At 62.5% G+C, this 23,332-nt stretch carries 24 protein-coding genes and 1 pseudogene; 10 read left to right on the top strand and 15 right to left on the bottom strand.

Going from position 1 to position 23,332, the window contains the following annotated elements; all coding sequences use genetic code 11:
- Window positions 1-9: 9 nt before the first annotated feature.
- The 5 genes from G3480_RS12955 to G3480_RS12935 all read right to left on the bottom strand — a co-directional run bounded on the left by G3480_RS12955 (window position 10) and on the right by G3480_RS12935 (window position 4,822).
- Window positions 10-1,413, bottom strand: coding sequence for a protein kinase domain-containing protein (locus tag G3480_RS12955; RefSeq protein WP_164654312.1), 1,404 nt, complete (start codon window positions 1,411-1,413; stop codon window positions 10-12).
- 13 nt (window positions 1,414-1,426) lie between these two features.
- Window positions 1,427-2,125 (bottom strand): PP2C family serine/threonine-protein phosphatase, encoded by a 699-nt coding sequence (locus G3480_RS12950; protein ID WP_164654311.1) that lies wholly within the window; start codon window positions 2,123-2,125, stop codon window positions 1,427-1,429.
- Window positions 2,125-2,808, bottom strand: a complete 684-nt coding sequence (locus G3480_RS12945; protein WP_164654310.1) for a vWA domain-containing protein — start codon at window positions 2,806-2,808, stop codon at window positions 2,125-2,127. Before G3480_RS12945 ends, G3480_RS12950 begins: the two co-directional genes overlap by 1 nt.
- A gap of 57 nt (window positions 2,809-2,865) precedes the next feature.
- Window positions 2,866-3,171 carry a DUF4258 domain-containing protein gene (locus G3480_RS12940; protein ID WP_164452792.1) on the bottom strand — a complete coding sequence of 102 codons (306 nt, stop codon included), beginning with the start codon at window positions 3,169-3,171 and terminating at the stop codon, window positions 2,866-2,868.
- Window positions 3,172-3,307: 136 nt separating this feature from the next.
- Window positions 3,308-4,822, bottom strand: coding sequence for a sigma-54 interaction domain-containing protein (locus tag G3480_RS12935; protein ID WP_164654309.1), 1,515 nt, complete (start codon window positions 4,820-4,822; stop codon window positions 3,308-3,310).
- A 723-nt stretch (window positions 4,823-5,545) separates the two neighbouring features.
- On the opposite strand from G3480_RS12935, the gene G3480_RS28970 reads away from it, so the two are divergent.
- Complete coding sequence (locus G3480_RS28970) at window positions 5,546-5,680, top strand: hypothetical protein (protein WP_276611703.1); 135 nt, start codon at window positions 5,546-5,548, stop codon at window positions 5,678-5,680.
- 723 nt (window positions 5,681-6,403) lie between these two features.
- Here the strand turns inward: G3480_RS28970 and G3480_RS12930 are convergent.
- The 5 genes from G3480_RS12930 to G3480_RS12910 form a co-directional block, all read right to left on the bottom strand.
- Window positions 6,404-7,852 (bottom strand): bifunctional 2-methylcitrate dehydratase/aconitate hydratase, encoded by a 1,449-nt coding sequence (locus G3480_RS12930; RefSeq protein ID WP_164654308.1) that lies wholly within the window; start codon window positions 7,850-7,852, stop codon window positions 6,404-6,406.
- Between the two features lie 285 nt (window positions 7,853-8,137).
- A complete protein-coding gene (gene prpC, locus G3480_RS12925) occupies window positions 8,138-9,292 on the bottom strand; it encodes a bifunctional 2-methylcitrate synthase/citrate synthase (protein WP_164654307.1) in 1,155 nt (384 codons plus the stop codon).
- Between the two features lie 105 nt (window positions 9,293-9,397).
- Window positions 9,398-10,288, bottom strand: a complete 891-nt coding sequence (gene prpB / locus G3480_RS12920) for a methylisocitrate lyase (RefSeq protein ID WP_164654306.1) — start codon at window positions 10,286-10,288, stop codon at window positions 9,398-9,400.
- Window positions 10,289-10,454: 166 nt separating this feature from the next.
- A complete protein-coding gene (locus G3480_RS12915; protein ID WP_164654305.1) occupies window positions 10,455-11,147 on the bottom strand; it encodes a GntR family transcriptional regulator in 693 nt (230 codons plus the stop codon).
- Window positions 11,148-11,367: 220 nt separating this feature from the next.
- Window positions 11,368-12,024: a TIGR04282 family arsenosugar biosynthesis glycosyltransferase gene (locus tag G3480_RS12910; RefSeq protein ID WP_164654304.1), complete on the bottom strand. Its 657-nt coding sequence runs from the start codon at window positions 12,022-12,024 to the stop codon at window positions 11,368-11,370.
- Window positions 12,025-12,230: 206 nt separating this feature from the next.
- Here G3480_RS12910 and G3480_RS28965 point away from each other — a divergent pair.
- Both G3480_RS28965 and G3480_RS28340 read left to right on the top strand, forming a co-directional pair.
- Window positions 12,231-12,365 (top strand): annotated as a pseudogene (locus G3480_RS28965) (DUF3096 domain-containing protein); the annotation flags it as partial.
- Between the two features lie 39 nt (window positions 12,366-12,404).
- Window positions 12,405-12,527, top strand: coding sequence for a DUF3096 domain-containing protein (locus G3480_RS28340; RefSeq protein WP_240905789.1), 123 nt, complete (start codon window positions 12,405-12,407; stop codon window positions 12,525-12,527).
- Window positions 12,528-12,640: 113 nt separating this feature from the next.
- Here G3480_RS28340 and G3480_RS12900 read toward each other — a convergent pair whose 3' ends face one another.
- From G3480_RS12900 to thiD, 4 genes are all read right to left on the bottom strand, one after another.
- A complete protein-coding gene (locus G3480_RS12900) occupies window positions 12,641-14,536 on the bottom strand; it encodes a propionyl-CoA synthetase (protein WP_164654302.1) in 1,896 nt (631 codons plus the stop codon).
- Between the two features lie 237 nt (window positions 14,537-14,773).
- Window positions 14,774-16,057, bottom strand: coding sequence for a glutamate-1-semialdehyde 2,1-aminomutase (hemL, locus tag G3480_RS12895; protein ID WP_164654301.1), 1,284 nt, complete (start codon window positions 16,055-16,057; stop codon window positions 14,774-14,776).
- Window positions 16,054-16,692 (bottom strand): thiamine phosphate synthase, encoded by a 639-nt coding sequence (thiE, locus tag G3480_RS12890; protein ID WP_164654300.1) that lies wholly within the window; start codon window positions 16,690-16,692, stop codon window positions 16,054-16,056. Before thiE ends, hemL begins: the two co-directional genes overlap by 4 nt.
- Window positions 16,689-17,501 (bottom strand): bifunctional hydroxymethylpyrimidine kinase/phosphomethylpyrimidine kinase, encoded by an 813-nt coding sequence (thiD, locus tag G3480_RS12885; RefSeq protein ID WP_164654299.1) that lies wholly within the window; start codon window positions 17,499-17,501, stop codon window positions 16,689-16,691. Before thiD ends, thiE begins: the two co-directional genes overlap by 4 nt.
- 232 nt (window positions 17,502-17,733) lie before the next feature.
- On the opposite strand from thiD, the gene G3480_RS12880 reads away from it, so the two are divergent.
- The 6 genes from G3480_RS12880 (at window position 17,734) to erpA (ending at window position 21,466) form a co-directional block, all read left to right on the top strand.
- Window positions 17,734-17,898, top strand: a complete 165-nt coding sequence (locus G3480_RS12880; protein WP_164654298.1) for a rubredoxin — start codon at window positions 17,734-17,736, stop codon at window positions 17,896-17,898.
- An 81-nt stretch (window positions 17,899-17,979) separates the two neighbouring features.
- Window positions 17,980-18,480 carry a DUF5063 domain-containing protein gene (locus G3480_RS12875; protein WP_164654297.1) on the top strand — a complete coding sequence of 167 codons (501 nt, stop codon included), beginning with the start codon at window positions 17,980-17,982 and terminating at the stop codon, window positions 18,478-18,480.
- A gap of 84 nt (window positions 18,481-18,564) precedes the next feature.
- Window positions 18,565-18,933, top strand: a complete 369-nt coding sequence (locus tag G3480_RS12870; protein ID WP_164654296.1) for a HesB/IscA family protein — start codon at window positions 18,565-18,567, stop codon at window positions 18,931-18,933.
- A gap of 325 nt (window positions 18,934-19,258) precedes the next feature.
- Window positions 19,259-20,287 (top strand): N-acetyl-gamma-glutamyl-phosphate reductase, encoded by a 1,029-nt coding sequence (argC, locus tag G3480_RS12865; RefSeq protein WP_164654295.1) that lies wholly within the window; start codon window positions 19,259-19,261, stop codon window positions 20,285-20,287.
- A gap of 10 nt (window positions 20,288-20,297) precedes the next feature.
- The gene (locus G3480_RS12860) at window positions 20,298-21,008 is read left to right on the top strand and encodes a DUF6776 family protein (RefSeq protein WP_164654294.1); all 711 of its coding nucleotides are present in this window, start codon (window positions 20,298-20,300) and stop codon (window positions 21,006-21,008) included.
- A 101-nt stretch (window positions 21,009-21,109) separates the two neighbouring features.
- Complete coding sequence (gene erpA, locus G3480_RS12855; RefSeq protein ID WP_164654324.1) at window positions 21,110-21,466, top strand: iron-sulfur cluster insertion protein ErpA; 357 nt, start codon at window positions 21,110-21,112, stop codon at window positions 21,464-21,466.
- Between the two features lie 53 nt (window positions 21,467-21,519).
- Here erpA and G3480_RS12850 read toward each other — a convergent pair whose 3' ends face one another.
- Window positions 21,520-21,780, bottom strand: coding sequence for a hypothetical protein (locus tag G3480_RS12850; protein ID WP_164654293.1), 261 nt, complete (start codon window positions 21,778-21,780; stop codon window positions 21,520-21,522).
- Window positions 21,781-21,983: 203 nt separating this feature from the next.
- On the opposite strand from G3480_RS12850, the gene tyrS reads away from it, so the two are divergent.
- Window positions 21,984-23,186, top strand: a complete 1,203-nt coding sequence (tyrS, locus tag G3480_RS12845; RefSeq protein ID WP_164654292.1) for a tyrosine--tRNA ligase — start codon at window positions 21,984-21,986, stop codon at window positions 23,184-23,186.
- The last annotated feature ends 146 nt before the right edge of the window (window positions 23,187-23,332 follow it).

Raw genomic sequence — 23,332 nt, 5'->3', positions numbered from 1 at the left:
CGTGCCCCTCTACCAAGTGAAACGCCAGAACGGACGTAGCCGCGGCTCGTCGGGATGCGCTAGTAGCAGACCCGCCGCGGAACCGCGGCGCCTGTCGGCCTTGGCGGACAGGGTCTGGGGTTGGGTAATAGGAAAGGTCTTGCCGTCCTCGATGCGCACCAAAGTCAGCTCTCCCTCACCCTTCGGTGTCAGGTGGAGACCCGCCTTGTCCAGCCGGACTTCGCAAACCAGCGGCGCCTCGCTATAGCCATGCATGCCCACCGGGGCGAGGTGCAGTGCGACGGGCCGCTCGAGCGCCAACGCCAGGCGGTCGCCGGTATCCAGATGCGGCTCATCGGGGGACGCATCGCTGTACCAGGCGTGGGCCAGCAGCAGCCCGTCGGCAGCCACCTGGTCGCAGAACGGACACTGGCGCTCCTCGTTCCAATAGAAGCTGCTGCCGCAGTCCGGTGTGGTGCAGTCGAGCATAAGCGCCCAGGCCGCCTCTAGGGCGTCGGCCCACGCCGCCAGGCTGGGCCGGGCCAGCGGGTTGTCGCGGCCGGCATTGAAGCAGTTCTCGAACAGCACCTGGAGCCTCGGCGTCGCGACCAGCTCCATCGGCAGGCCTTCGCAGGCCTGGTTCGAGGTGTCAGCAGGGTGATGTACCCAGGGCAGCTCGCCGCGCAGCGCGCGCGCTTCCTCGTCGGGATCAGCGTCGAGAACCGCCTCTCCCTTGAGAGGATGGCCATGGGTTAGCATTTCGAACGCCAACACGGCGAAGGACCAGGCATCGGTGAGGCTGTTGACACCGCGCTCGCCACGGACGACTTCGGGCGCGCCATAGTCTGGCGTGTACAGATGGCCGTGCCCGAGCCGCTCGGTCGCGCATAGGTTGTCGCAGTCGATGAGCCAGACCTGACAGTGCTCGATGCTCTTGGACACGAACACATTCGCGGGCGACAGATCCACGTAGGCTAGACCACGCGCGTGCAGCCCGGCGAGGGTCGTTGCCAGCTCGCGCAACAGTGCCAGACGCCGGCGCAGGCCGCCGGTGGCGAGGTAGCCGGAGAGGCCAGCGCCCTCCAGCAGTGCCGCGCGGCTGCTGTCCAGGCTCGCTTGCAGGCTTTCCAGGCCATCCATCAGCTCCATGACATAGCCTGGATAGGGGCGCTCGATCAGCGCCCGGGGCCGGGCGATGTGCAGTCCATCGAGTTCTTGGTTGAGCACCCAGTTCAGGCGATTGACCCAGTGTCGACGCTGCTCCGCATCCCGACCCGTGAACAGCTTGATTAGAACATTGTCGCGGTCCGTCGTGCAGACGACACCTTGTCCGCCCTCTCCGAGCTTGTCTCTCAGCTCGTACTCGATCCCCTGCTGATCATGTACGACAGGCTTCTTGGGCGCCGACTTAGCTCTTTTCGTGTTGTCCGTCATCGCTGCCTTTCCGTCAAATTCGATAGATGATGGCGACGGTCTTGTCATCGCTATGGTGCGCCGTGGGCCAGTCGGTCAGGTCCCGGGTCAGCGCAGCACGCGCGGACCGAGCGCCGCGATTGCGCAGCTCCCGTGCCAGCATGCTCACTAGTCCGTCCGTGCTGCCGAGGTCATCGGCGATGCCATCGGTCATCAGGACCAATGCGTCGCCGGGGGCGAGGAGCTGACCGCTGTCGAAGCGCCAATCCTCAAGACGCCAGGACAGCCCGAGCCCTCGTGTCAGGTTTCCAAAAGAGCCGCCGTCCCGACTGAACAGTCCGCGGGCCGGCGCCGGATGGCCCAGGATCAGCCCGTCGCCCAGCTGCGCCAGCCGGAAGCGGCTATCAGGCAAGCCCCAGGCTAGAAGGCAGGTAGCGACGGCATCCTTGGCCGCGATCCGCAGCACGCCCAGTCGCGCGAGCCAATTGCACTCGAGCGTTTCGACCCAAGCCCGGTCGGTGCAGTCGAAATGCAGTTCTCGCACGCTGTCGAGCGCCGCTTTGCACAGGGTGCGCGCGCCAATGTCTGCACGGGGGCGCGAGCCCATACCATCGCTGACCGCCGCCAGCCAGCCCCAGCGGCCCTGCCGGATCAGAACAGCGTCCTGGTTCGGCACACCGGTCTCGGTGTGCGCCGGACCGCGCACCGAAGCGGCACGCAGGCGAACTCCCATCAGTTGAAGAAGTCGGCGAGCGGATCGTCCTCATCGTCAGCGACACGGCGGTAGTCAAGCTTCAGCGGCTGCGTGTCGCCGCCACTCTGCGAGCGCGCGGCCACGCTCATCGTGACGGCGCGGAAGAAGCGCACGATCTCGGCCGCGTTGTCGGCGTGAAACAGCGGCGCCTCCAAGTCGTTGGCGAACTCGGTGAGCATGGCCTCGTCGGCGTCGTTGCCGATGGCAAGCGCGATCCGGGTCGCCTTTGCCGCTCGCTCACTGGCGAGCAGTGCCTGGAACGGGCCCTCCCAGTCGTCGGTCGGATGGCCATCGGAGACCAGGACCAGGACCGGGCGATAGGCGCGCGAGGGGATCAGCTCGCGGTCTTCCACCAGCTCGCGGGCAATCTCCATGGCCGCTCCCATTGGTGTGCCGCCGCCGGCGACGAATTCCTGGATCTCCTGGATCTGGTGCGCCGGCGTCAGCGGCAGGTGGGCGGCCGCTTTGCCGCCGAAGGTGATCACGCCGAGGTGGATCTCGCCGCGTAGACGGCTCTCGGCACCAAAGCTCTTGACCATGTCGCGCAGGGCCTGGTTCAGGGCCTCGATCTTGCCGTCGACGCCCATGCTGCCGCTGGTATCGGCGAGGATGATCACGGGCAGCGGGCGGGCGGCCTTTACGGCGAAGTCTTTGATGGGCATGCCAATAGCTCCTTGAATGTTGGCGTCTTGCAGATAACCGGGCGGACCGGTCGCGACTCAGTTACGCGGCGGGCGCGCGTTCCGATAGACGGTGATAACGGCATCGCTGCGCGGGGCCATCAGCACCTGCAGATTTTCCAGCGGACGCAGGTCGAGACCCTGACCTGCATAGCGACGGATCTCCTTGCGCCCGACGAAGAAATACCGGGCGCCGCGCGTATGCCGGCAGCGGCCGAAACGGAGTACCGCGGCAAGTTGATCCCGGCGGATACCGCGCTGGCTCATGCGCAGGCTGGCGTGATCGGTCAGCACGAAAGGGGTGGCTTGATCGGGGGACGCGTCGTTCTGTGCGGGGTTGTGCATCGAGGCTGCTCCATGTTGGCTGTCGCCGCTGATAATCCATCTTTCATGCCAACCATTATGTCATTTTAAATCAGGCACTTAATCATCTTGGCGCCTGCGCCGAAGGTAATGCACCTTACCTCGCAGGTAAGCATCATTACCGATCGCGCGAGGATTTTCTGGGACTCTCGTCAAGTCCTTGGCGACGCAGCCGCGTGGTAAGAACCTGGTGGCTGCCTAGCCCCAGTAGCCTGCTCGCCTTCGTCTTAGAGCCCTCCGCGGCCCGCATAGCGCGCTCGAGATAATGACGTTCGACATCGTGCAGAAGCGCATCAAGGTCGAAACCATTGCCAAGGGAGCGGTTGAGGATATCGTCCGAAGCCGCTGTACGAACCAGAAGTGCCCCGTCGATATCAGGGGCGTCGATTCGGCCATCCGTCGTCCAGAGCGCCGCGCGGAGCAGCGCCGCGCGCAGCTCCCTAACATTGCCGAGCCAGGCGTGCAGAAGCAGCCGGTTGCGCGCAGTCGGCGTCAGCAACAGGGTATGTTGGAAACCTAGCTGCTCGCCGATCTCGATGAGAAAGTGCTCGGTCAGGCGATGGACGTCGCCTTGGCGCTCCCGCAGTGGAGGCAGTTCCAGCACGCCAACCGCTACGCGGTAGTACAGGTCTTCGCGAAACCGCCGCTCGGCGATGTCCGCCTGCAGATCTCGGTGCGTGGCGCAGATGAGCCGAAAGTCCACTTCCCGTTCCTTATCGGCCCCGACCGGAACGACTCGCCCCTCCTGCAAGACGCGCAGAAGACGCACCTGCGCCGGGGCTGACAGCTCGCCGAGCTCATCTAGAAACAAGGTGCCGCCGTCGGCTTGCTCGAAAACGCCGGCAGCATCGCGGAGGGCCCCAGTGAAGGCGCCCTTGGCGTGGCCAAACAAGATCGAATCGATCAGCTCAGGCGGAATGGCGCCGCAGTTCACGGCGACGAAAGGCCGCTCTGAACGAGCGCTGGAATTGTGAATGGCTCGCGCGAACAGCTCCTTGCCGGTTCCGCTCTCGCCGAGAACGAGCACGGGAACGTCGAAGCGGGCGAGGGCGGCAGCGCGCCGTTTGAGGTCCTGCAGACGCGGATGTCCGGTGACGACACGCTCGAAGCCTGCCGTCTCGGGCACATCCGCCGCGACCAGCTCGCGCAGTTGCCGACCTGCCTGGGCGGCATCAGCAGGCTGAAACTCCGCGGAGATGGCAAAGGGAAGCTGGACTGGCTGCACACCCTGTTGCGGGGAGGCTTGGAGGAAATCGGCCGGAAAGCGCGTCTTTCCGAGCAGAATCCAGACCGCTTGCATCGCCGGTGTCCCTGGGCTGATTAGGATGCTTCGATGTGCGCTGGGATGCAGGTCCCAGATCTCCTGGAGCAGCGCTTCCGCAGCCTGATAAATGTCGGTGTAGTCGATGGGCGAGCGGAGTAGCGCGTGACGCGCGTCGATACTCGCCAACGCTGGAGCCTTGTGCCGCAGCCATTCCAGATACGGCTGAACCTTTGCCGGTTCATAGTTGAAAAGCAGGTACGTCTGATCCGGCTGCTGCTGCCTCATGGTGGCCAAGACGGGGCCGTCGCCATCATCCCCCACAGCATCCAAGTCGCGCTGACCGATCCAGCTAATCAGTACTCTTCTCAAGAAGAATTACGCTCTTGTCGCCTGCGGGATACTAACGATACTACCAGGCGGCACGCCGATCGAGTTGGAGAGCAGGCTTGGGGTGAGTAACAAGGTCCCAGTCCGGTACCGGCTCAGGCGCTTCGTCACAGGCGCACGGGATAGATGCGGGAGGTATGGCAACGCACCGATGTGGTTGGGGGTCCGCCCCACGGGGGCAGCATCGATGGCCAACCCACCTCACGTCTTAGCGTCCGCTATCGTTCGCAATCCGAACAGTACTGCTCGGAGGGCCAATGTCGCTTCTGGGTCGTGACCGGTCCATCCATCGCCGGACGGCGGGTGACCGCTACCAGGATCTCTGTGAAGCTTCACATAACAGGATTGAAGAGTCACTGCCTTGCGGTCGATCAGTGACCGCTGATGGGATGCAAGCGTGACTGGACTGGCTCGCCTCAGTGACCGGATTGGGTCGCTTCCCTATTTTCCTCTCACCTCTGGGGCGGTGTGGCGATGCGGGCAACATGGCCGGCGGCGAAGCGGGCGAATCTCAGAAATTTGCGACGAAATAGCGTTGGGAACAACAGCTATGGTCTTCCGACGCCTAGGCAATCGAGTTCCCCCTGCTTGTGTCCGCCCGAAAACCTTACTTTTGGCCATAGTTTTGCGCTAACCTCCACTGCGGCCTCGCCTGAAAGGTGCGGCGGAATGGGCACTCGCCCCCCAAAGTCGGAGGAAATGCGCATGACTCAGATGCTGATCGGATTGGCTATTGGGATCGTGATTGGTTGGAATTGGCAGCAGCCGGCCTGGGCCAAGCGCCTGCAGTTCAAGTTTGTGAACCTGGTTCGTGTGAAGTCAGACAAGACCGACCAATGATTCCAGGAGTGGCTGTCAGCCACCCAGGGTGCGTCACTCAGCGGCAGAATCTTTGGGCCTCAGGCTGCAAGCCAGACGCTCCCCGCGCATCGCGCTGGGGAGCACCCGGATGCCGTTAGGCGATTGTCGGAAGCTCTCATACGAGCTGGCGCGCCAGATCGAGGTACGGCTTCAAGGAGCACCGGCGGGCTCTGTGATCGCCGGTGCGGCAGGCAAAGCGGGCCTCGAGACAGGTCAGCGGCGATGAGAGGCTGTCTGAATCGTGCAATCGCTTGAGTCGTAGGGCGACTTCATTCGCCCTCCCGCCAGCACCAAGGGCGACCAAGGCCGCCCCGAGGTTTGTCAGATAGCCCTCACCACCTATCGGTTTTATGTAGCCAGGGCTTCCAGCCCTGGCAAACCAGGCCAGGATGGCCTGGCTACGCAGGTTTGGAGCGGCTGTTCCGGTTGATTTCGGGAAACCGATAGGTGTTGAGCAGATAGCCTCCGAGCTTTGACAGGCATCGCCTCAGAGGCTGTCTGGAAATCATCGTAGAGGTCCCTAGGATCCTTGAGGGCGCAAAATGCTCGCAGATGAGTCAAATTTCGATGAAGCGTCCGACCATCCAAGGCCGTCGGGATCTGGATCGAACCGACGATAGCGATTCCGACCCCGATAGCGATCCCGATGACATGACTCGTCGGTCTGAGGCGAAGCCTCCCTAGGAGTTTCCAGACAGCTTCTCAGATCACGAAGAGATCCATGAACTGATTGAGCGGCGTTGACATCAATGCCTGCTCGTCCTGGCAGAGGTCGTAGATGCGTTGCGCCTGACCCTTGGGGAAGCGGGTCTGCAGTGCGTTGAGGAACTTGGCCTCAAGGACTGGAATGCCCTCGGCGCGACGGCGGCGGTGACCGATGGGGTACTCGACCTCGACCTTCTCGGTCTTGGAGCCGTCGCTGAAGAACACCTGCACCGCGTTGGCGATGGAGCGCTTGTCGGGATCCAGATACTCCTGGGTGTAGCGCGGATCCTCGCTGACCACCATCTTCTCGCGCAGGGCGTCGATGCGCGGGTCCTGGGCGACTGCGTCCTCGTAGTCGTTGGCCGTCAGTCGTCCAAAGATGAGCGGCACGGCGACCATGTACTGCAGGCAGTGGTCGCGGTCGGCCGGATTGTGGAGCGGGCCGTCCTTGCTGATGATGCGTATGGCGGATTCCTGGGTGGTCAGCTCGATGCGCTCGATCTGGTCGATGCGGTCCTTGACTTGCGCATGCAGCGTCATGGCGCACTCGGCGGCGGTTTGGGCATGGAACTCGGCCGGGAAGCTGATCTTGAACAGGATGTTCTCCATCACGTAACTGCCGTAGTCGCGCTGGAAGGCGAACTTGTTGCCCTTGAAGAGCACGTCATAGAAGCCCCAGCGCGGCGCGCTCAGGACCGAGGGCAGTCCCATCTCTCCTTTCTGCACCATCATGGCCAGCCGCACCGCGCGGGAGCTGGCGTCGCCGGCTGCCCAGGACTTGCGCGAGCCAGTGTTGGGGGCGTGGCGATAGGTCCGGAGCGATTGTCCGTCGACCCAGGCCTGCGACAGGGTGTCGATGACCTGATCCTTGTCGGCGCCCAGCATGAGCGCGGCGACGCCGGCCGAGGCGACCTTGACCAGCAACACGTGGTCGAGTCCGACCCGGTTGAAGCTGTTCTCCAGCGCCAGCACGCCCTGGATCTCATGGGCCTTGACCATGTAGTGCAGCACGTCGCTAACCTTTAGGGGTGCTGCGCCGTCGGCCACGGCCTTGCGCGAGAGATAGTCGCCCAGCCCTAGGATGGCGCCTAGGTTGTCAGACGGATGTCCCCACTCGGCGGCGAGCCAGGTGTCGTTGAAGTCCAGCCAGCGCACCATGGCGCCGATGTCCCAGGCTGCTTTGACCGGATCCAAGGTGTGCTGAGTGCCGGGCACACGCGCGCCGCTTGGCACCGTGGTTCCAGGAACGATGGGGCCAAGGTGCTTGGTGCATTCGGGGTACTGCAGGGCCAGTAATGCGCAGCTCAGGGAGTCCATGAGGCAGTGGCGTGCAGTGGTGATCGCCTCTTGCGAGTCGATCTTGTAGTCGCAGACATAGTCTGCGATCGCGACCAGTTCCTGGTCCGGATCCGGACGCACATTGGCGTCGGCGATGTGTGAACTCATGGATGTCTCCTAAAGTGAAAACTAGAACCGCGCAAAGGCGCAAAGGGGGCGGAAAAGGTGCATCGGGGGCTGCTCCCTTGCCCCGCTCGGGCCTGTCGATTGAGGGGTCCTTGGGGGTGACTCAGAACCCCGTCAGGCAACCTTCGTGCTCGTTGTGCCTTGGCGGTTCGATAAGCAAGTGTCCATCAATTGTTTCCCGATGCGAGCGATGCCGCCCGAAATCCCCCCTAGCCCCCCTTTGCGAAAGGGGGGAAGTTGTTGATGGACGCTTTCTAAGTTGAGAAATCAGCGCTGCTCGATCGGCACCCAGCTCAGGTTCTCGACGCCGATATAGTTGGCGCTCGGGCGGATGATCTTGCCGTCCAGGCGCTGCTCGATGACGTGAGCGGCCCAGCCGGTGGTGCGCGAGATGACGAAGATGGGGGTGAAGAGCGCGGTCGGTACGCCCATCTGGGCGTAGGACACGGCGGAGAACCAGTCGAGGTTCGGGAACATCTTCTTGAGGTCCCACATGACGCTCTCCAGACGGTCCGCAACCTCGAACATCCGCATGTTGCCGTTGCCTTCGGACAGGCGCTTGGCGACCGACTTGATCACTTCGTTGCGTGGGTCGGAGATGGTGTAGACCGGGTGGCCGAAGCCGATGATGATCTCCTTGCGGCCGACGCGCTCGGTGATGTCCGCTTCGGCCTCATCCGCTGTCGCGTAACGCTGCTGGATCTCGCAAGCGGCCTCGTTGGCACCGCCGTGCTTGGGGCCGCGCAGCGCGCCAATGGCGCCGGCGATGGCCGAGTAGATGTCGGAGTTGGTGCCGGCGACGACCCGTGCAGCGAAGGTCGAGGCATTGAACTCATGCTCGGCGTAGAGGATGAGCGAGGTGTGCATGGCGCGGACCCATTCGTCGCTCGGGGTTGCGCCGTGCAGCAGGTGCAGGAAGTGGCCGCCGATGGAGTCGTCGTCGGTCTCGACCTCGATGCGGCGGCCGTTGTGCGCGAAGTGATACCAGTAGAGCAGCATGGAGCCGAAGCTGGCGATGAGCCGGTCGCTGATGTCGCGCGCCGCGGCGGTGGGCATGCTGTCCTTCTCGGGCTCCAGGGTGCCCAGCACTGAGCAGGCGGTACGCATCACGTCCATGGGGTGAGCCGAGGGCGGCAGTTGCTCCAGGGCCGTCTTGAGCGCCGCGGGCAGTCCGCGCAGGGCCTTGAGCTTCTGCTTGTAGGCTGCCAGCTCGCTGCGGGTCGGGAGTCGCTCGTGGATCAGCAGGTGGGCGATCTCCTCGAACTCGGCATGATCGGCGAAGTCGAGGATGTCGTAGCCGCGATAATGCAGATCATTGCCGGTGCGGCCAACCGTGCAGATGGCGGTGTTGCCGGCGGTGGTTCCGGACAGGGCGACGGACTTCTTCGGCTTGGGCAAGTGGCTTTGTTGGTTCTCTGCCATGTTAGGTATCTCCTCGGTCTGGAGTGGTGTCCGGCCAATGTCTTGGCCGGTGCGGACCCAATCGTGAGGGGGCGATCGATCGTTGCGAATGGGCTCGGGCGATCGCTATTCTTCTGCCTTTCCCTGGGCGAACAGTGCATCAAGCTTCTGCTCGAAACTGTGGTAATCCAGATAGTCGTAGAGGTCCATGCGCGTTTGCATGGTGTCGAGCACCCCGGCCTGCGTCCCGTCGCGACGGATGGCCTGGTAGACGTTGAGCGCGGCCAGGTTCATGGCGCGGAAAGCCGACAGCGGATAGAGCACCAAGGAGACGCCGACTTCCGCCAGCTCGTCGGTCTTGAACAGCGGCGTGGCACCGAACTCGGTGATGTTGGCGAGCACCGGCACTCCGACCGCTGCGGTGAACTGCCGATACTGGGCGAGTTCGGTCATGGCCTCGGGGAAGATCATGTCGGCGCCGGCCTCGACGCAGGCGATGGCGCGCTCGATGGCCGCGTCCATGCCCTCGACGGCGAGCGCGTCGGTGCGGGCCATGATGACGAAATCATCGGTACGTGCGTCCACGGCGGCCTTGATGCGATCGACCATCTCCTCTTTCGACACCACCGCTTTGTTTGGGCGATGACCGCAGCGCTTGGCCGCGACCTGATCCTCGATATGGCAGCCGGCCGCGCCGTTGCGGATGAGTTGCTTGACGGTGCGGGCGATGTTGAAGGCGCTGCCCCAGCCCGTGTCGGCGTCGACAAGCAGCGGCAGGTCAGTCGCATAGGTAATGCGGCTGACATCTTCCAGCACGTTGTCTAGGCTGGTCATGCCGAGGTCTGGCACACCATAGGAGCCGGCCGCGACGCCGCCGCCGGACAGATAGAGTGCGCGGTAGCCGGTGCGCTCGGCCATTCTGGCGTGATAGGCGTTGATGGCACCGACCACTTGCAGCGGGCGCTCTTCTTGGACGGCGAGACGCAGCTTGGCGCCAGCTGTTATCTGATCACTCATGGTGTTGGGCTCCTGTGATAGGTCTTGGATGCGCTCTCATCGGGTCGCAAGGTATACGGTCGCAAGGTACGAGGGTTTTCAATCCATTCGGATGCTTGAAGCGCGGTCTCTCCGTCAAGGATCAGCGCAACGCCGCCATCGACGATTCTCTGTGTTCTGTACGCCTCTAGAGGCTTTCTCGCATGGCCGCGAGTCGTCGCTCGGTCGCCTTGCGCGAGGCGCGGATATGGCGTCGCATCAGCCACTCCGCCAGCTCGCCATCGCGCTCGGCGATGGCGTCGACGACCAGTTCGTGTTCCTTGAGGGCGTCCCTGGCTCGGTCGCTCTTCATGCCGAACTGGCAGCGGTACATGCGTGCCAGGTGATAGAGGTCGTTACAGAGGATGGTGGCGAGGCGACGGTTGCCGCTGCCCTGAACGATGCGGAAGTGGAAGTCCAGGTCACCTTCCTTCTGGAAGTAGGCTTGCCACTCCTCTTGGGCGACATCCTTGCGGTGCTGGGTCAGCAAGCGCTTGAGGTCGGCGATTGCAGCGTCCGACATCTGCTCGGCTGCCAGTCGCGCGGCCATGCCTTCCAGTGCCTCACGGATCACGTAGATCTCCAGCAGCTGTGCACTGGTGAGCGTAATGACCCGTGCTCCAATGTTGGGCTTGCGCTCGACCAGGCTGCTCGATTCGAGCCGGCGCATGGCCTCGCGCAAGGGGCCGCGGCTGATGCCAAAGCGTGCCGCCAGCACGGGCTCGCTGATCTTGCTGCCAGGCGGGATCTCGCCCTCGACGATGGCTTGGCGCAATTTGTCGAAGATGCGATCCGCGATGGTCGCCGTCGTTTCGGGTAAAGCTTCAGCGGTGATGGCCATGGCTTAAGTGTCGACACTCAGACTGTGCTTTCGGCATAAATTAACGCTTCTGGGCTGCATGTCAAGCATATTGTCGACAATGCGCGAAGAGTCAGATGGAAATGATCGGATTTGGTGTGTCGACACTTCAACAGAAAGCAGGGTGGGCAGCAACCGCAAGACAGGCTCGACGCCGCTTGCTGTGAGCCTCGGGTGAGTGGCGCTCTGAGGTGCGCTTTTCTTAACGGTGAATGGGGCTCAGATCTCGGGGAAGGTGTCGCAGATCTTCTGGGCGGTCGATGTCGGGTAAGGCTGTCAGCTCGGCCCAGCTCCAGCCGAGGTCACCTAGACGCTGCCGCGTCAGCTCGGCGACACGATCCCCGCCCCAGGGAATCTCCGCGAAGAGGTGACTGGCCGGTCGTTTGAGCCCAAGGAGCACATAGCCGCCGTCCATGGCGGGGCCGAGCACGGCGTCATGCTGGTCCAGCTGATCGATGGCTCGACTGAGGTATCGGGGTGAGAGCTGAGGGCAGTCGGTCCCGATCAGGATGACGGCGTCGGCGCGGGTGAGCCCACTTGCGGCAGCGGCTGCGAGGCGCTCGCCCAGATCCGCCCCACGCTGAATGTGCAGGCTGACGCCATCGTTTTCGGCAAGGCTGGCGAAGCAAGGGTGGCTAGTATCCGGCGTGACCCAAAGCTCCAGTGGCGTCAGCTTGGCCGCGCTCAGGCTATCGACGAGATGGGCTAGAAGCCGCAGATGCAGGGCTGCTGCGCCGGCGGCGCCCAGGGCCGGGATGAGACGTGTCTTGACCTGGCCTGCAATGGGCGCGCGCGCGAAGATCAGCGTGCGGGCGCGGCGGCTTGGAGGTGATTGCGGTGCGCTCTCTGCGCGGGGCATGGTGCTTCCCTCGACGCTGTCGTCGTCATGCGAGCGGCAGAGGTCGCATCCAAAAGGGGCTTCCTGCAAACTGCGCTGGTCGCAAGACGCTGAGTCGATCGGCTTCGTGGCCGAAACCTGTTTTCATTTAGCGCGGTGTGCGGCTGGCGTGGCTCCTGAGTCGCTGCCGAAGGCATCGCCCTTTCGTCCTGAAGGAGAAGACTCGAATGGACATTCCGCAGATGCTTCAGCACTGGCCGATGGAGGCCGTGGTCGCGATCGTCGCTGGCTTGGTCATTCTGCTGGTGCCGCGCATCCTCAACTATGCGATCGCCGCCTACCTGCTCTTGATTGGCGCCCTTGGCCTCTTGCAGTTCTTCTATGGGCAGGCGATTCGCCCGATGCCTATTATCTCTCTCGTCGCGGGTGTGGTCGTCCTCATTAAGCCGGCGATCCTCAACTATGTCGTCGGGATCTATCTCATTCTCCTTGGCTTACGCGAAGCTGGGATCCTGCGATTCTGAGTCGGTGGTCGGTGGTCGGTGGTCGGTGGTCGGTGGTCGGTGATCGTGATGCGCCTGTCGGATGAGGGTCAGGTCAGTCTGGGTGCCGACCTGGCCCTCTGGGTGCAGCGCCTTCAGTCGTGCTTGGCGTAGCCGATGACCGAGAGTGCCGTGGTGATCTCTTCGAGAATGGCAGGATCGTCGATAGTGGCGGGCAGACGATACTCCTTGCCGTCGGCGATGGCCTTCATGGTGCCGCGCAGGATCTTGCCTGAGCGGGTCTTGGGCAGCCGCTCGACGACGACGACCGTCTTGAACGCGGCGACCGGACCAATCTGATCACGCACCAGTCCGACCAGCTCCTTGGCGATCTCTGCCTTGTCGCGGTTCACGCCCGACTTGAGCACGACCAAGCCGAGCGGCAGCTCGCCCTTGAGCTGGTCGGCGGCGCCGATGACGGCGCACTCGGCGATGTCAGGATGCGACGCCAAGACCGCCTCCATGCCGCCGGTCGAGAGCCTGTGGCCGGCGACGTTGATGATGTCGTCGATCCGGCTCATGACGAAGAGATAGCCGTCTTCGTCCATATAGCCCGCGTCGCCGGTGAGGTAGTAGCCCGGTTGGGTCGCCAGATAGGACTGAACGAATCTGGCGTCGTTGCCCCAGAGGGTCGGCAGGCAGGCAGGGGGCAGCGGCAGCTTGATCATGATCCGGCCGATGTCTCCCGGCTTGACGGGCTCGCCTTCGTCGTCGAGCACTTGCACGTCATAGCCTGGCACCGCGCGTGTGGGTGAGCCAGGTTTGACGGGAAGCGCTTCGATGCCCAGGCAGTTGGCCGCGATGGCCCAGCCGGTCTCCGTTTGCCACCAATGGTCGATGACGGGCACGCCAAGCTTCTGCTCCGCCCAGGCGAGCGTATCCGGATCACAGCGCTCGCCGGCTAGGAAGAGGGCGCGGAAGCCGCCGAGATCGTAGTGCTTGAGGTGCTCGGCATTGGGGTCGTCGCGCTTGATGGCGCGGAACGCGGTTGGCGCGGTGAAGAGGACGGAGACTTGGTGTTCTTGGATGACCCGCCAGAAGGCGCCAGCGTCCGGTGTGCCAACCGGTTTGCCCTCGTAGACGATGGTGGTGCAGCCCATCAGCAGCGGGGCGTAGACGATGTACGAATGCCCAACCACCCAGCCGACATCGGAGGCCGCCCAGAAGACCTCGCCCGGCTTCACGTCGTAGACGTTGCCCATGCTCCAGGCCATGGCGACGGCGTGGCCGCCATTGTCGCGCACGACGCCTTTGGGCTGACCTGTTGTGCCGGATGTGTAGAGAACATAGAGCGGGTCGGTCGCCTCGACGGAGACGCACTCGGCCGGCTCTGCGGCTGCCATGGCCTCGGCCCAACCGATGTCGCGTCCGGCCACCAGGATCCCAGGTTCTTGCGGGCGCTGCAGGATGATGCAGTGCTTCGGCTTGCTTTCCGCCTGCTCAATGGCAGCATCCAGTAAAGGCTTATAGTGCACGACTCGATTGGGCTCGATGCCGCAGGAGCCGGCGACGATGACCTTGGGCTTGGCGTCATCAATACGCGTGGCCAGTTCGCGCGATGAGAAGCCGCCGAAGACCACCGAGTGAATGGCGCCGATGCGGGCACAGCCCAGCATGGCGACGACAGCCTCGGGGACCATCGGCATATAGATGATGACCCGATCGCCTTTCGCGACGCCTTGGGCCTTGAGTGCGCCGCCGAAGCGGGCAACCTGGTCTTGCAGCTCTGCGTAGGTGATGGTTGTCTTGGTGTCCGTGAGTGGACTGTCATAGATGATGGCGGCCTGGTCGCCGCGGCCCGCGGCGACATGACGGTCGACGGCGTTGTAGCAGGTGTTGAGCTTGGCGCCGCTGAACCAGCGATAGAAGGGCGGGTTGCTCTCATCGAGCACCTGGTCCCATGGCTTGTCCCAGTCGATCAGCGCTGCAGCCTCGGCCCAGAACGCGGCCGGATCGCTCATTGAACGGTCGTAGACGGATTGATAGCCCATGGCTGTCTCCTCCAAATGGTGAACTCATTGACCTTCGGCCGGCGCCGCCGGCGCTGAAGGATAGACTTATTATTTACTGCGCCCTGGTGCGAGGCGAAGCACACACCAGTCGAAGGCAGCCGATCCCGTGAGGACCGATCCTCGAGTCATCACGGGGTCGATCTTGCTTGATCCAAGCGTTTCGGCCTAGCGGGCTGCACCGCGCGCTGCCGCCGAGCCGATCGACAGGATGCCGGGTCAGCCGGCCATCTTGGCGAAGACCTTTTCCGCAGCATCCAGTGTGGTTTGGATCTGCTCGTCCTTGTGCATGATAGACACGAAGCCAGCCTCGAAGGCGGATGGCGCGAAGTAGACCCCCTCGTCGAGCATGCCGTGGAAGAAGGTCTTGAACTGCTCCTGATTGCACTGCGTGGCTTGCTCGAAGTTCGTCACCGGCTGTCCGGAGAAGAAGAGCCCGAACATGCCGCCCGCCTGGTTGGTGGTGAAGGGGATGCCCGCGGCATCGGCGCGCGCCTGCAGGCCCGCAAGCAGCGCCTTGGCCGTGGCGGAGAGCTGCTCATAGAAGCCAGGCGCGGAGATCAGCTCCAGCGTCTTGAGACCCGCCGCCATGGCGATGGGGTTGCCCGACAGGGTGCCCGCCTGATAGACGGGGCCGAGCGGCGAGATATGCGACATGATCTCTTGCTTGCCGCCGAAGGCGCCGACCGGCATGCCGCCGCCGATGACCTTGCCGAGCGCGGTCATATCTGGCGTGATGCCGAAGTGCTTCTGCGCCCCGCCGACGGAGACGCGGAAGCCGGTCATGACCTCGTCGAAGATGAGCACGGTGCCGTATTGGTCGCAGACCTCGCGCAGCCCTTCAAGGAAACCCGGGACGGGCGGGATACAGTTCATGTTGCCGGCGACCGGCTCGACGATGATGCAAGCGATCTCGGAACCGATTTCGGCGAAGGTCTCGCGCACCTGGTCGATGTCGTTGTAGCGGAGCGTGAGCGTCAGCTCGGCGAGCGCGGCCGGCACGCCGGGTGAGCTTGGCTCGCCGAGGGTGAGGGCGCCGGAGCCGGCCTTGACCAGGAGGGAGTCGGCGTGGCCGTGGTAGCAGCCCTCGAACTTGACGATCTTGTCGCGCCCGGTGTAGCCCCGAGCCAAGCGCAGCGCGCTCATGGTGGCCTCGGTCCCAGAGCTGACCATGCGCACCATGTCCATGCTGGGAACCAGCGCGCACACCTTGTCCGCCATGGTGGTCTCGAGTTCCGTCGGGGCGCCGAAAGACAGCCCCTTGTCCAGCCGCTCGCGCACGGCGGCGAGCACTTCGGGATGCGCATGCCCCAGGATCATCGGACCCCAAGAGCCGACATAGTCGACGTAGCGCTTGCCGTCGGCATCAAAGGCGTAAGGGCCTTCGGCGTGCTCGAAAAAAATAGGATCGCCGCCCACGCCGCGGAAGGCGCGTACCGGCGAGTTGACGCCGCCGGGGATGTGGCGCTGTGCGGCTTGGAAGAGATCGTGGGATCGGCTCATGCGGGGGTCTCCTTCGGGAACAGGTTGGTATAGGCGCGGGCGGCGGCGGTGATGTCGGGCTGCGCAAAGACGCCGGTGACCACCGCGAGCATGTCGGCGCCCGCTGCAATCAATAGCGCGCCATTTTGTGATGTGATTCCGCCGATCGCAACCAGCGGGATTGTCAGGCGCTTGCGTGCCTCGGTCAGAAGCTCGGGAGCCGGGCGCGCCGCCTTTGGTTTGACGGTCGATGGGAAGAAGCTTCCGAAGGCGGCATAGCTCGCGCCAGCGGCTTGAGCCGCTGCGGCGAGCGCGAGCTGGTCGTAGCAAGACACGCCGATGATGGCGTGCGGTCCGAGGCGTTGGCGTGCCTCGCGCGGATCTGGGTCATCGCGGCCGAGATGCACGCCGTCGGCACCGATGGCTGCGGCCAGGTCCAGGTCGTCGTTGATGACGAGCGGGACCTCGGCCACTCTGCAGACATCAAGCAGGGCGCGGGCCTCGGCGCGTCTTGGGCTGCTGTCTGCGCCCTTGTCGCGGTATTGGATCAGGCGTGCGCCGCCTTGAATCGCGGCGGCGACTTGGTCCTGGAGGGATGTCGAGTGCCTTGATGTCTCTGGTGTGATGGCGTAGAGGCCGCGGAATCGGTGAGTCATTGTGATCGGTTATGGGGAGTGAAATGGTGGAGCCGATTCGGCGTCAACTGGCAACGGCCGGTGCGAAAGGCCTGCTTGAGGCTTTCCCAGGTGTATGACTGCGCCGAGGCGACCGCGTCTTCCATTTCCATGCCCCAGGCCAGGCGCACGGCGATCGCGCTGGCGAGCGTGCATCCCGAGCCATGATAGTCGCCGGGTAGCCGCGGCCAGTCCCAGGCGCGGTGGTCACCATCCGCGCTATAGAGGCGGTTGGTGACTTGCTCAGTGTCGTCGTGCGTTCCTGTAATGAGCACCCAACGAACGCCCGTGCTCAAGAGTCGTGTTGCGCAATCATCGGCGCTTTGCCCGGTGCTCAAGGTGCGTGCTTCAGGGAGATTTGGTGTCAGCAGGCTACAGCGATGGAGCAGGTGTTTACGCAGCTGATTGAGGAGCGCTGCGTCGACCAGATGCTGCCCAGCGCCGGTTGCCAGGACGGGATCCAAGACCACGGGGAGCTCAGGATGCTCGTCGATGATCCGACTCAGTGCGCGCACGATGCCCGAGCTGGCCAAGAGCCCCAGCTTCAGGGCGCGAGGCGCGCTATCGGCGATGATTCTGCGGCATTGGGCGTCGAGCTGCTGATACGGCTGGGGGCGCATGTCACGTAGGCCGCAGCTATCCTGGTCCGTGAGCGCAGTGACGACGGTAACCGGGAAAGCGGATGCCGCAAGGACAGACTCGGCATCTGCTAAGATGCCAGCCCCGCCGCTCGGATCATGGCCGCCGACGCAGAGTACGACGGGCCGCTCCTGTTGATCTGTGGTTTCCATACTTATCTTGAGTCTCGGCTAAAGGTCCTTGGGCCTGGATTTCGAGAGACGTCCGGCGGTCCCGTAAGGGATGATTTGGCCCACGACCGCCAGGTGTGCGGCTTGCGCTCAGTTGAAACGACGCCTGAAAACCAGACATTTTTAGTCAGATTGACGGTTGTCGCCCTCGATGCTTGCTGATTTTCTGAGTCCCCGCCGAGGTCGCGGCCGCTTTGATATGGAGCAGTAACACATGAAGACCTACCAATGCCTTGTTTGCGGATTGATTTACGACGAAGCCAAAGGCTGGCCCGAGGACGGTATCGCGCCAGGCACGCGATGGGAAGATGTGCCCGCGGATTGGAAGTGTCCGGAGTGCGGCGTTGGAAAGGAAGATTTTGATATGGTGGTTGTCTAAGGCTGCGGTCTTGTGACCGACTGCACTCTGTCGGTTCGAACAAGGTCCGAAATGTCGGCTAAACTCCGTAACATGGACGCGATGACAACTTCAAGTCGAGTCACCGAACTCGGCACAAACTGCGAGATCGCCGCGCTTGCGCGCCACTATTGCGATCTCATCCGTAAAGCCGCCGACGACGGTGCTTGGCTCAAGGCTGTCGCCGACCTCCTGCCTCGCTTGCATGCGGCGATTGCTTCGGTCGAGGCCGACTGCTCCTGCATCGATCACTCCGATCCTGTCGATCTCGATGCCCGCTTCGAACGCTTCACCATCCTGCGCGGATTGCTTGGGGATCGCGACAGCTACTGGCTGGAGTTCGATAGTGCCGCGGAGGGATTGAACGCCATGACTGGCAGCCTGGCTGACGACTTGACCGACATTTACTCTGAACTTGAGCAAGGGCTGCGATTGTTCGACCTCGATCCCGAGTATGCGCTAGCGGTTTGGACCAGCGGTTACGAGCACCACTGGGGGCGGCATCTCATTGACGCCGAGCGCCACCTCGTGACCCTTGGCGCGCAGTCGCGCTTGGATCTTTAACCTTCTATTCTACGCTGGCATTATGCAGGGGTATTCTGATAGCCTGCGTCATTAGTCCGCAGATATTTCCAGAGGATTTGATCCATGTCCGCAGCGCTCACTGAGACGGATTTGACGCTGACTCAGCCAGCACAATCGAAAATGAGCGATCTGTTCCAGCAGGTCGACGACAGCATTCAGGGAGTCCGGGTCTTCGCGACTGCGGGCGGTTGCAGCGGTATCAGCTTCGGCATGACCTTCACCGACGCAATCAATGGCGACGACGCAGTGCTTGCGTACGAGAGCTTTAAGGTTGTTGTGGATGACGCCACCCTGGAGCACATCCGTGGCGTTGAGATCGATTTTGTCGATGATGGCGAAGGCAATGCGACCTTTGTCTTCAATAACCTTCCTCAGGTGGGTGGCGGCTGTGGTAGCTGCGGCTCATCCAACTCCGGCGGCGGCTGCTCCTAAGACACCCGCGCCTCGTCCATGACGCGGCGCTCCCTACTTTCGATCTCGCGCGGGCCGATATCGTCGGCTCGCGTGCTTTCGAGAACTAAAGGATCGCCCCCGGCAAAGCCCCTCCCTCGTCGCTGATGTATCAGTGTATCCGAGGGTGTTGGGCGCCCTCGCGACAGCTTCTCTCCTCCTTGCCATCCTGGGTGTATCCGAGCCGATGCCGTGCTGCTGCTGGCGCGATGAGTGCTCGTCGGGTCACAATGTCGACATTGTCGATCTTGAACGCGCATGGCTGTGTGCTTTCTAGCGCCGGCCAGAATCGGAGTCTCAGCTCTACATGATTGAAGTTGGAATTGTTGGTGGTACGGGCTACACCGGGGCCGAGCTGCTGCGGATCTTGGCGCGTCACCCAGGGGTGAAAATTCAAGCCATCACATCGCGCAGCGAGGCTGGACAGCCCGTGGCCGAGATGTTTCCGCATTTGCGTGGAAGCTTGGATTTGTGCTTTTCCGAGCCTGACAAGGCTGAACTCGGTGACTGCGATTTGGTTTTTTTCGCGACGCCAAACGGGACCGCCATGCAGTCGACGCCTGCGCTGCTGGCGTCTGGAGTGCGTGTCATCGACTTGGCAGCCGACTTTCGGCTCAAGGATCCTGCGGTTTGGGAGCGCTGGTACGGAATGCCGCATCAGTGTCCCGCTCTCCTGGAAGAAGCCGTATACGGGCTTCCGGAACTCAATCGCGAGGCGATACGCGACGCGCGCTTGATTGCGAATCCCGGCTGCTATCCGACTGCGGTGACACTGGGATTCTTGCCCTTGGTCGAGGCGGGGGCGGTTGATCCCTCCTGGCTGATCGCCGACGCCAAGTCCGGCGTAAGCGGGGCGGGTCGTAAGGCGACAACTGGCTTGCTGATGGCTGAGGTCGGCGAGAGCTTCAAGGCTTATTCGGTCGCTGGGCATCGCCACGCCCCGGAGATCACGCAGAACCTGAAGCACTTTGCGGGCGTCGACGTCGGCTTGACCTTCGTTCCGCATCTCGTGCCCATGATCCGCGGTATCGAGGCAACGCTCTACGGCAGGCTCGTGGATGCCTCATTGGATATCCAAGGGCTCTACCGCGATCGTTACGCCGGGGAGGTTTTCGTCGACTTGATGCCGGGCGGGCACCCAGATACCAGGTCTGTGAGGGGAGCAAACCTCTGTCGAATCGCTGTTTCGCAGCAGGGTCAGGATGGCGTCGTTGTCGTCCAGTCCGTCATCGATAACCTCGTCAAGGGCGCTGCCGGGCAGGCCGTTCAGAACATGAATCTGATGTTCGCTCTTCCTGAGTCCGCAGGCTTGGAATCCATCGCCCTATTGCCTTAGCGGGCGCGTCATGCCTGATTCCTTTCGGCGGCTCTCGTTTCGTCTGCTCGCGGCCGGTGCCTTCACTCTGGCTGTTGCGGCCACCTTCCTCATTGGCTTCGAGTTCGGCGGTGGTGGGGTAACAGCGGCAGTAAGCGGCGTTGCGACACCAGACTCCTTGCGCGTTCACTTGCTGAAGGAGCGCGATACGCTGAGGGCGCTGCTGGGCGAGTCCGAGCGGCAGCGCGTCATTCTAGAGCGTGCCGCTCAGATCGATGCCGAGGCGCGGAAGGTTCTGCAGGGCGAACTCAAGCAAGCGCAGGATGCCCGTCTGGAGCTGAACCGCGAACTCACTTACCTGAAGCGCCTCGTGCAGAAGGGGGGCAAGGGTGCGATCCAAGTCTATGACATGCGGCTTTCTCGCGGTGGTGGCCCTCGAGAGTATCTCTACAGCTTCACAGTTACCCAGCTTGTGCCGGGTTTTGGCCGTTCGACAGGGAGCGTGAGCCTTGCGCTGAAAGGTGCGCGCGAGGGCGCTAGCCTGTCTTTGGGCTTGACCGATCTACCCTCCGCCGATCCTGAACTGCTCGGCATGGATTTCGAGCATTTCCAGAACTTTCAGGGCGTGATTGAGATTCCGGAGGATTTTGCGCCAGAGTCAATTGTGGTTAGCATCGAGCCGAAGTCGAAGCTACTGCTGCCTACATCCGTCGTCTTTCCTTGGGAGCTGTCGGCGGATTGAGTGGGCGCGACCCGGGGCCGGTCGGGCAAAGGGATGCTTGAAGACCGGCTTACAAGACTCACCTACACTCAAGTTAGACGCTAATCGAGGATGAGCCCATGATGAGTGCTGAAGCAGAAGCGATTCAAGAAACAGATTTGATCTTTACGTCCGCCGCGGCCTCTAAGGTCGCCGAGCTAATCACTGAGGAGGGGAATCCGGGTCTGATGCTGCGCGTCTACATTCAGGGTGGCGGCTGCTCCGGGTTTCAGTACGGCTTCACCTTCGAGGAAGAGATTCAGGAGGGGGATGCTGAGATTGTGACGGATGGCGTGAAACTCTTGGTCGATCCAATGAGTTTGCAATATCTCATGGGCGCTGAGATCGACTACACCGAGGGGCTACAGGGTGCCCAGTTCGTGATCCGGAACCCGAACGCATCCACAACCTGCGGTTGCGGCTCATCCTTCTCCGCCTGAATCGACTATCCAAATCTCCCTGGCTCAACCGAGACGCGCTCGGCGCGCCAGGGTTAATCGGGGCTTTCGGCGGCCCCTGCGCTCGGCTTCGGGGGTAGCTGGAGCCGGATGACCCGCGAGTCGCTTGGGGCGGTCATCTCAACAGCCGGTGTGACATCCTCGTCAGTCTCACTCGTCGTCAGCCACAGATAGGCTCCATATCCTGTCCCGCAGAGCACGGCCAGGATCAGCAGCTTGACGAAGACGCTTGCGCTGAACCGTCGCTTCTTGCGGATTGTCCACTCAGTGGGCTTGAATTTGTAATCACGAATCATAAAAACGCCGCAACATCAGAGAAATCAATCGTATTTCGTTGATTCTAGTGTAGTCGGATACCACGCTTGCGAACAAGATTGGCCGCCAATCGGACGGTGAAGATCCGGCGTTACGCCCTTGTCTCCAGTTTTGCCGCGTCGTAGGCTTCCGTGCTTTGCGTCGTCAAGGCGCCTCACGCAGCACCGAGCATACATAGGAAAAGATGGATTCACTCGAGCGATCTCTCGCCATCATTCGTCGTGGCACCGAAGAAATCTTGGTCGAGGACGCCCTGCGCAAGAAGCTGTTGCAGGGGCGCCCGCTGAGGATCAAGGCGGGCTTCGACCCAACAGCCCCTGACCTACACCTGGGGCACACGGTGCTCATCAACAAGCTGCGTCAGTTGCAAGACCTGGGGCATGAGGTCCTCTTTCTGATCGGTGACTTCACCGGCATGATTGGGGATCCTACGGGCAAGAGTGTGACGCGCAAGTCGCTGTCGCGGGAGGAGATCGAAGAGAACGCTCAAACCTACCGTGATCAGGTCTTCCGGATCCTGGATCCGGATAAGACGCAGGTCGTCTTCAACTCGCAGTGGCTAGATGCCCTGGGTGCTGCCGGTCTCATTCAGCTCGCGGCCCAGCACACAGTTGCGCGGATGCTCGAGCGCGATGACTTCTCGAAGCGCTACAAATCCGGCCAGCCCATCGCCATCCATGAGTTCCTCTATCCTCTGATCCAAGGATATGACTCCGTTGCTCTCAAAGCAGATGTCGAGCTTGGCGGGACAGACCAGAAATTCAATCTTCTGGTGGGTCGCCAGCTCCAGGAGACCTACGGACAGGAGCCTCAAGTCGTCATCACGCTCCCGATCCTTGAAGGGTTAGACGGCGTTCAGAAGATGTCGAAATCACTGGGGAACTACATCGGCATCGCTGACTCCCCCGATGACATGTTCGGGAAGATCATGTCGGTGTCGGACGACTTGATGTGGCGCTATTTTGAGCTGCTGAGCTTCCGGGAGATGGCTGAAATTGAGGCATGGCGGCAGTCTGTCGACGAGGGCGCCAATCCTCGTGACATCAAGTTCGAGCTTGGCTTGGAGCTGGTCACACGGTTTCATGGTGCCGATCAGGCGTGCGGAGCGCGTGATGCCTTCATCGCGCGGTTTCAGCGCGGAGCCATGCCGGAGGACATCCCTGAGGTCAGTCTCGCCTGTGGCGATGCCGGCTCCCTGCCGATTGCGAATCTCTTGAAGGAAGCTGGGCTTGTCTCGAGCAGTTCTGAAGCGATCCGCATGATTCGCCAAGGGGCGGTGAAGATCGACGGCGAGCGCGTCGAGGATGGGAAGGCCACCTGCGCGGCGGGAACGGAGCATATCTATCAAGTCGGCAAGCGGCGTTTTGCCAGAGTTCGGCTTGCTTGACGCAAATAGGCCCTTGACGCCCGTTCATGAGGCTGTAGAATGCGCGGCTCCTCAGGGACGGGGGGGTGGTTGAGTTTAGTGGCGCTGAAGTTTGGAGTGTTGCTGAGCGGCGAGCTGCAAAAGGAGTTGACGCCGACCTGATTTAC

Source organism: Thiorhodococcus mannitoliphagus (genome assembly GCF_010915725.1).
GTDB classification, from domain to species: Bacteria; Pseudomonadota; Gammaproteobacteria; order Chromatiales; family Chromatiaceae; genus Thiorhodococcus; species Thiorhodococcus mannitoliphagus.
The sequence above is the reverse complement of the archived record's forward strand: the minus strand, read 5'-3'. Positions and strand labels throughout refer to the sequence as shown.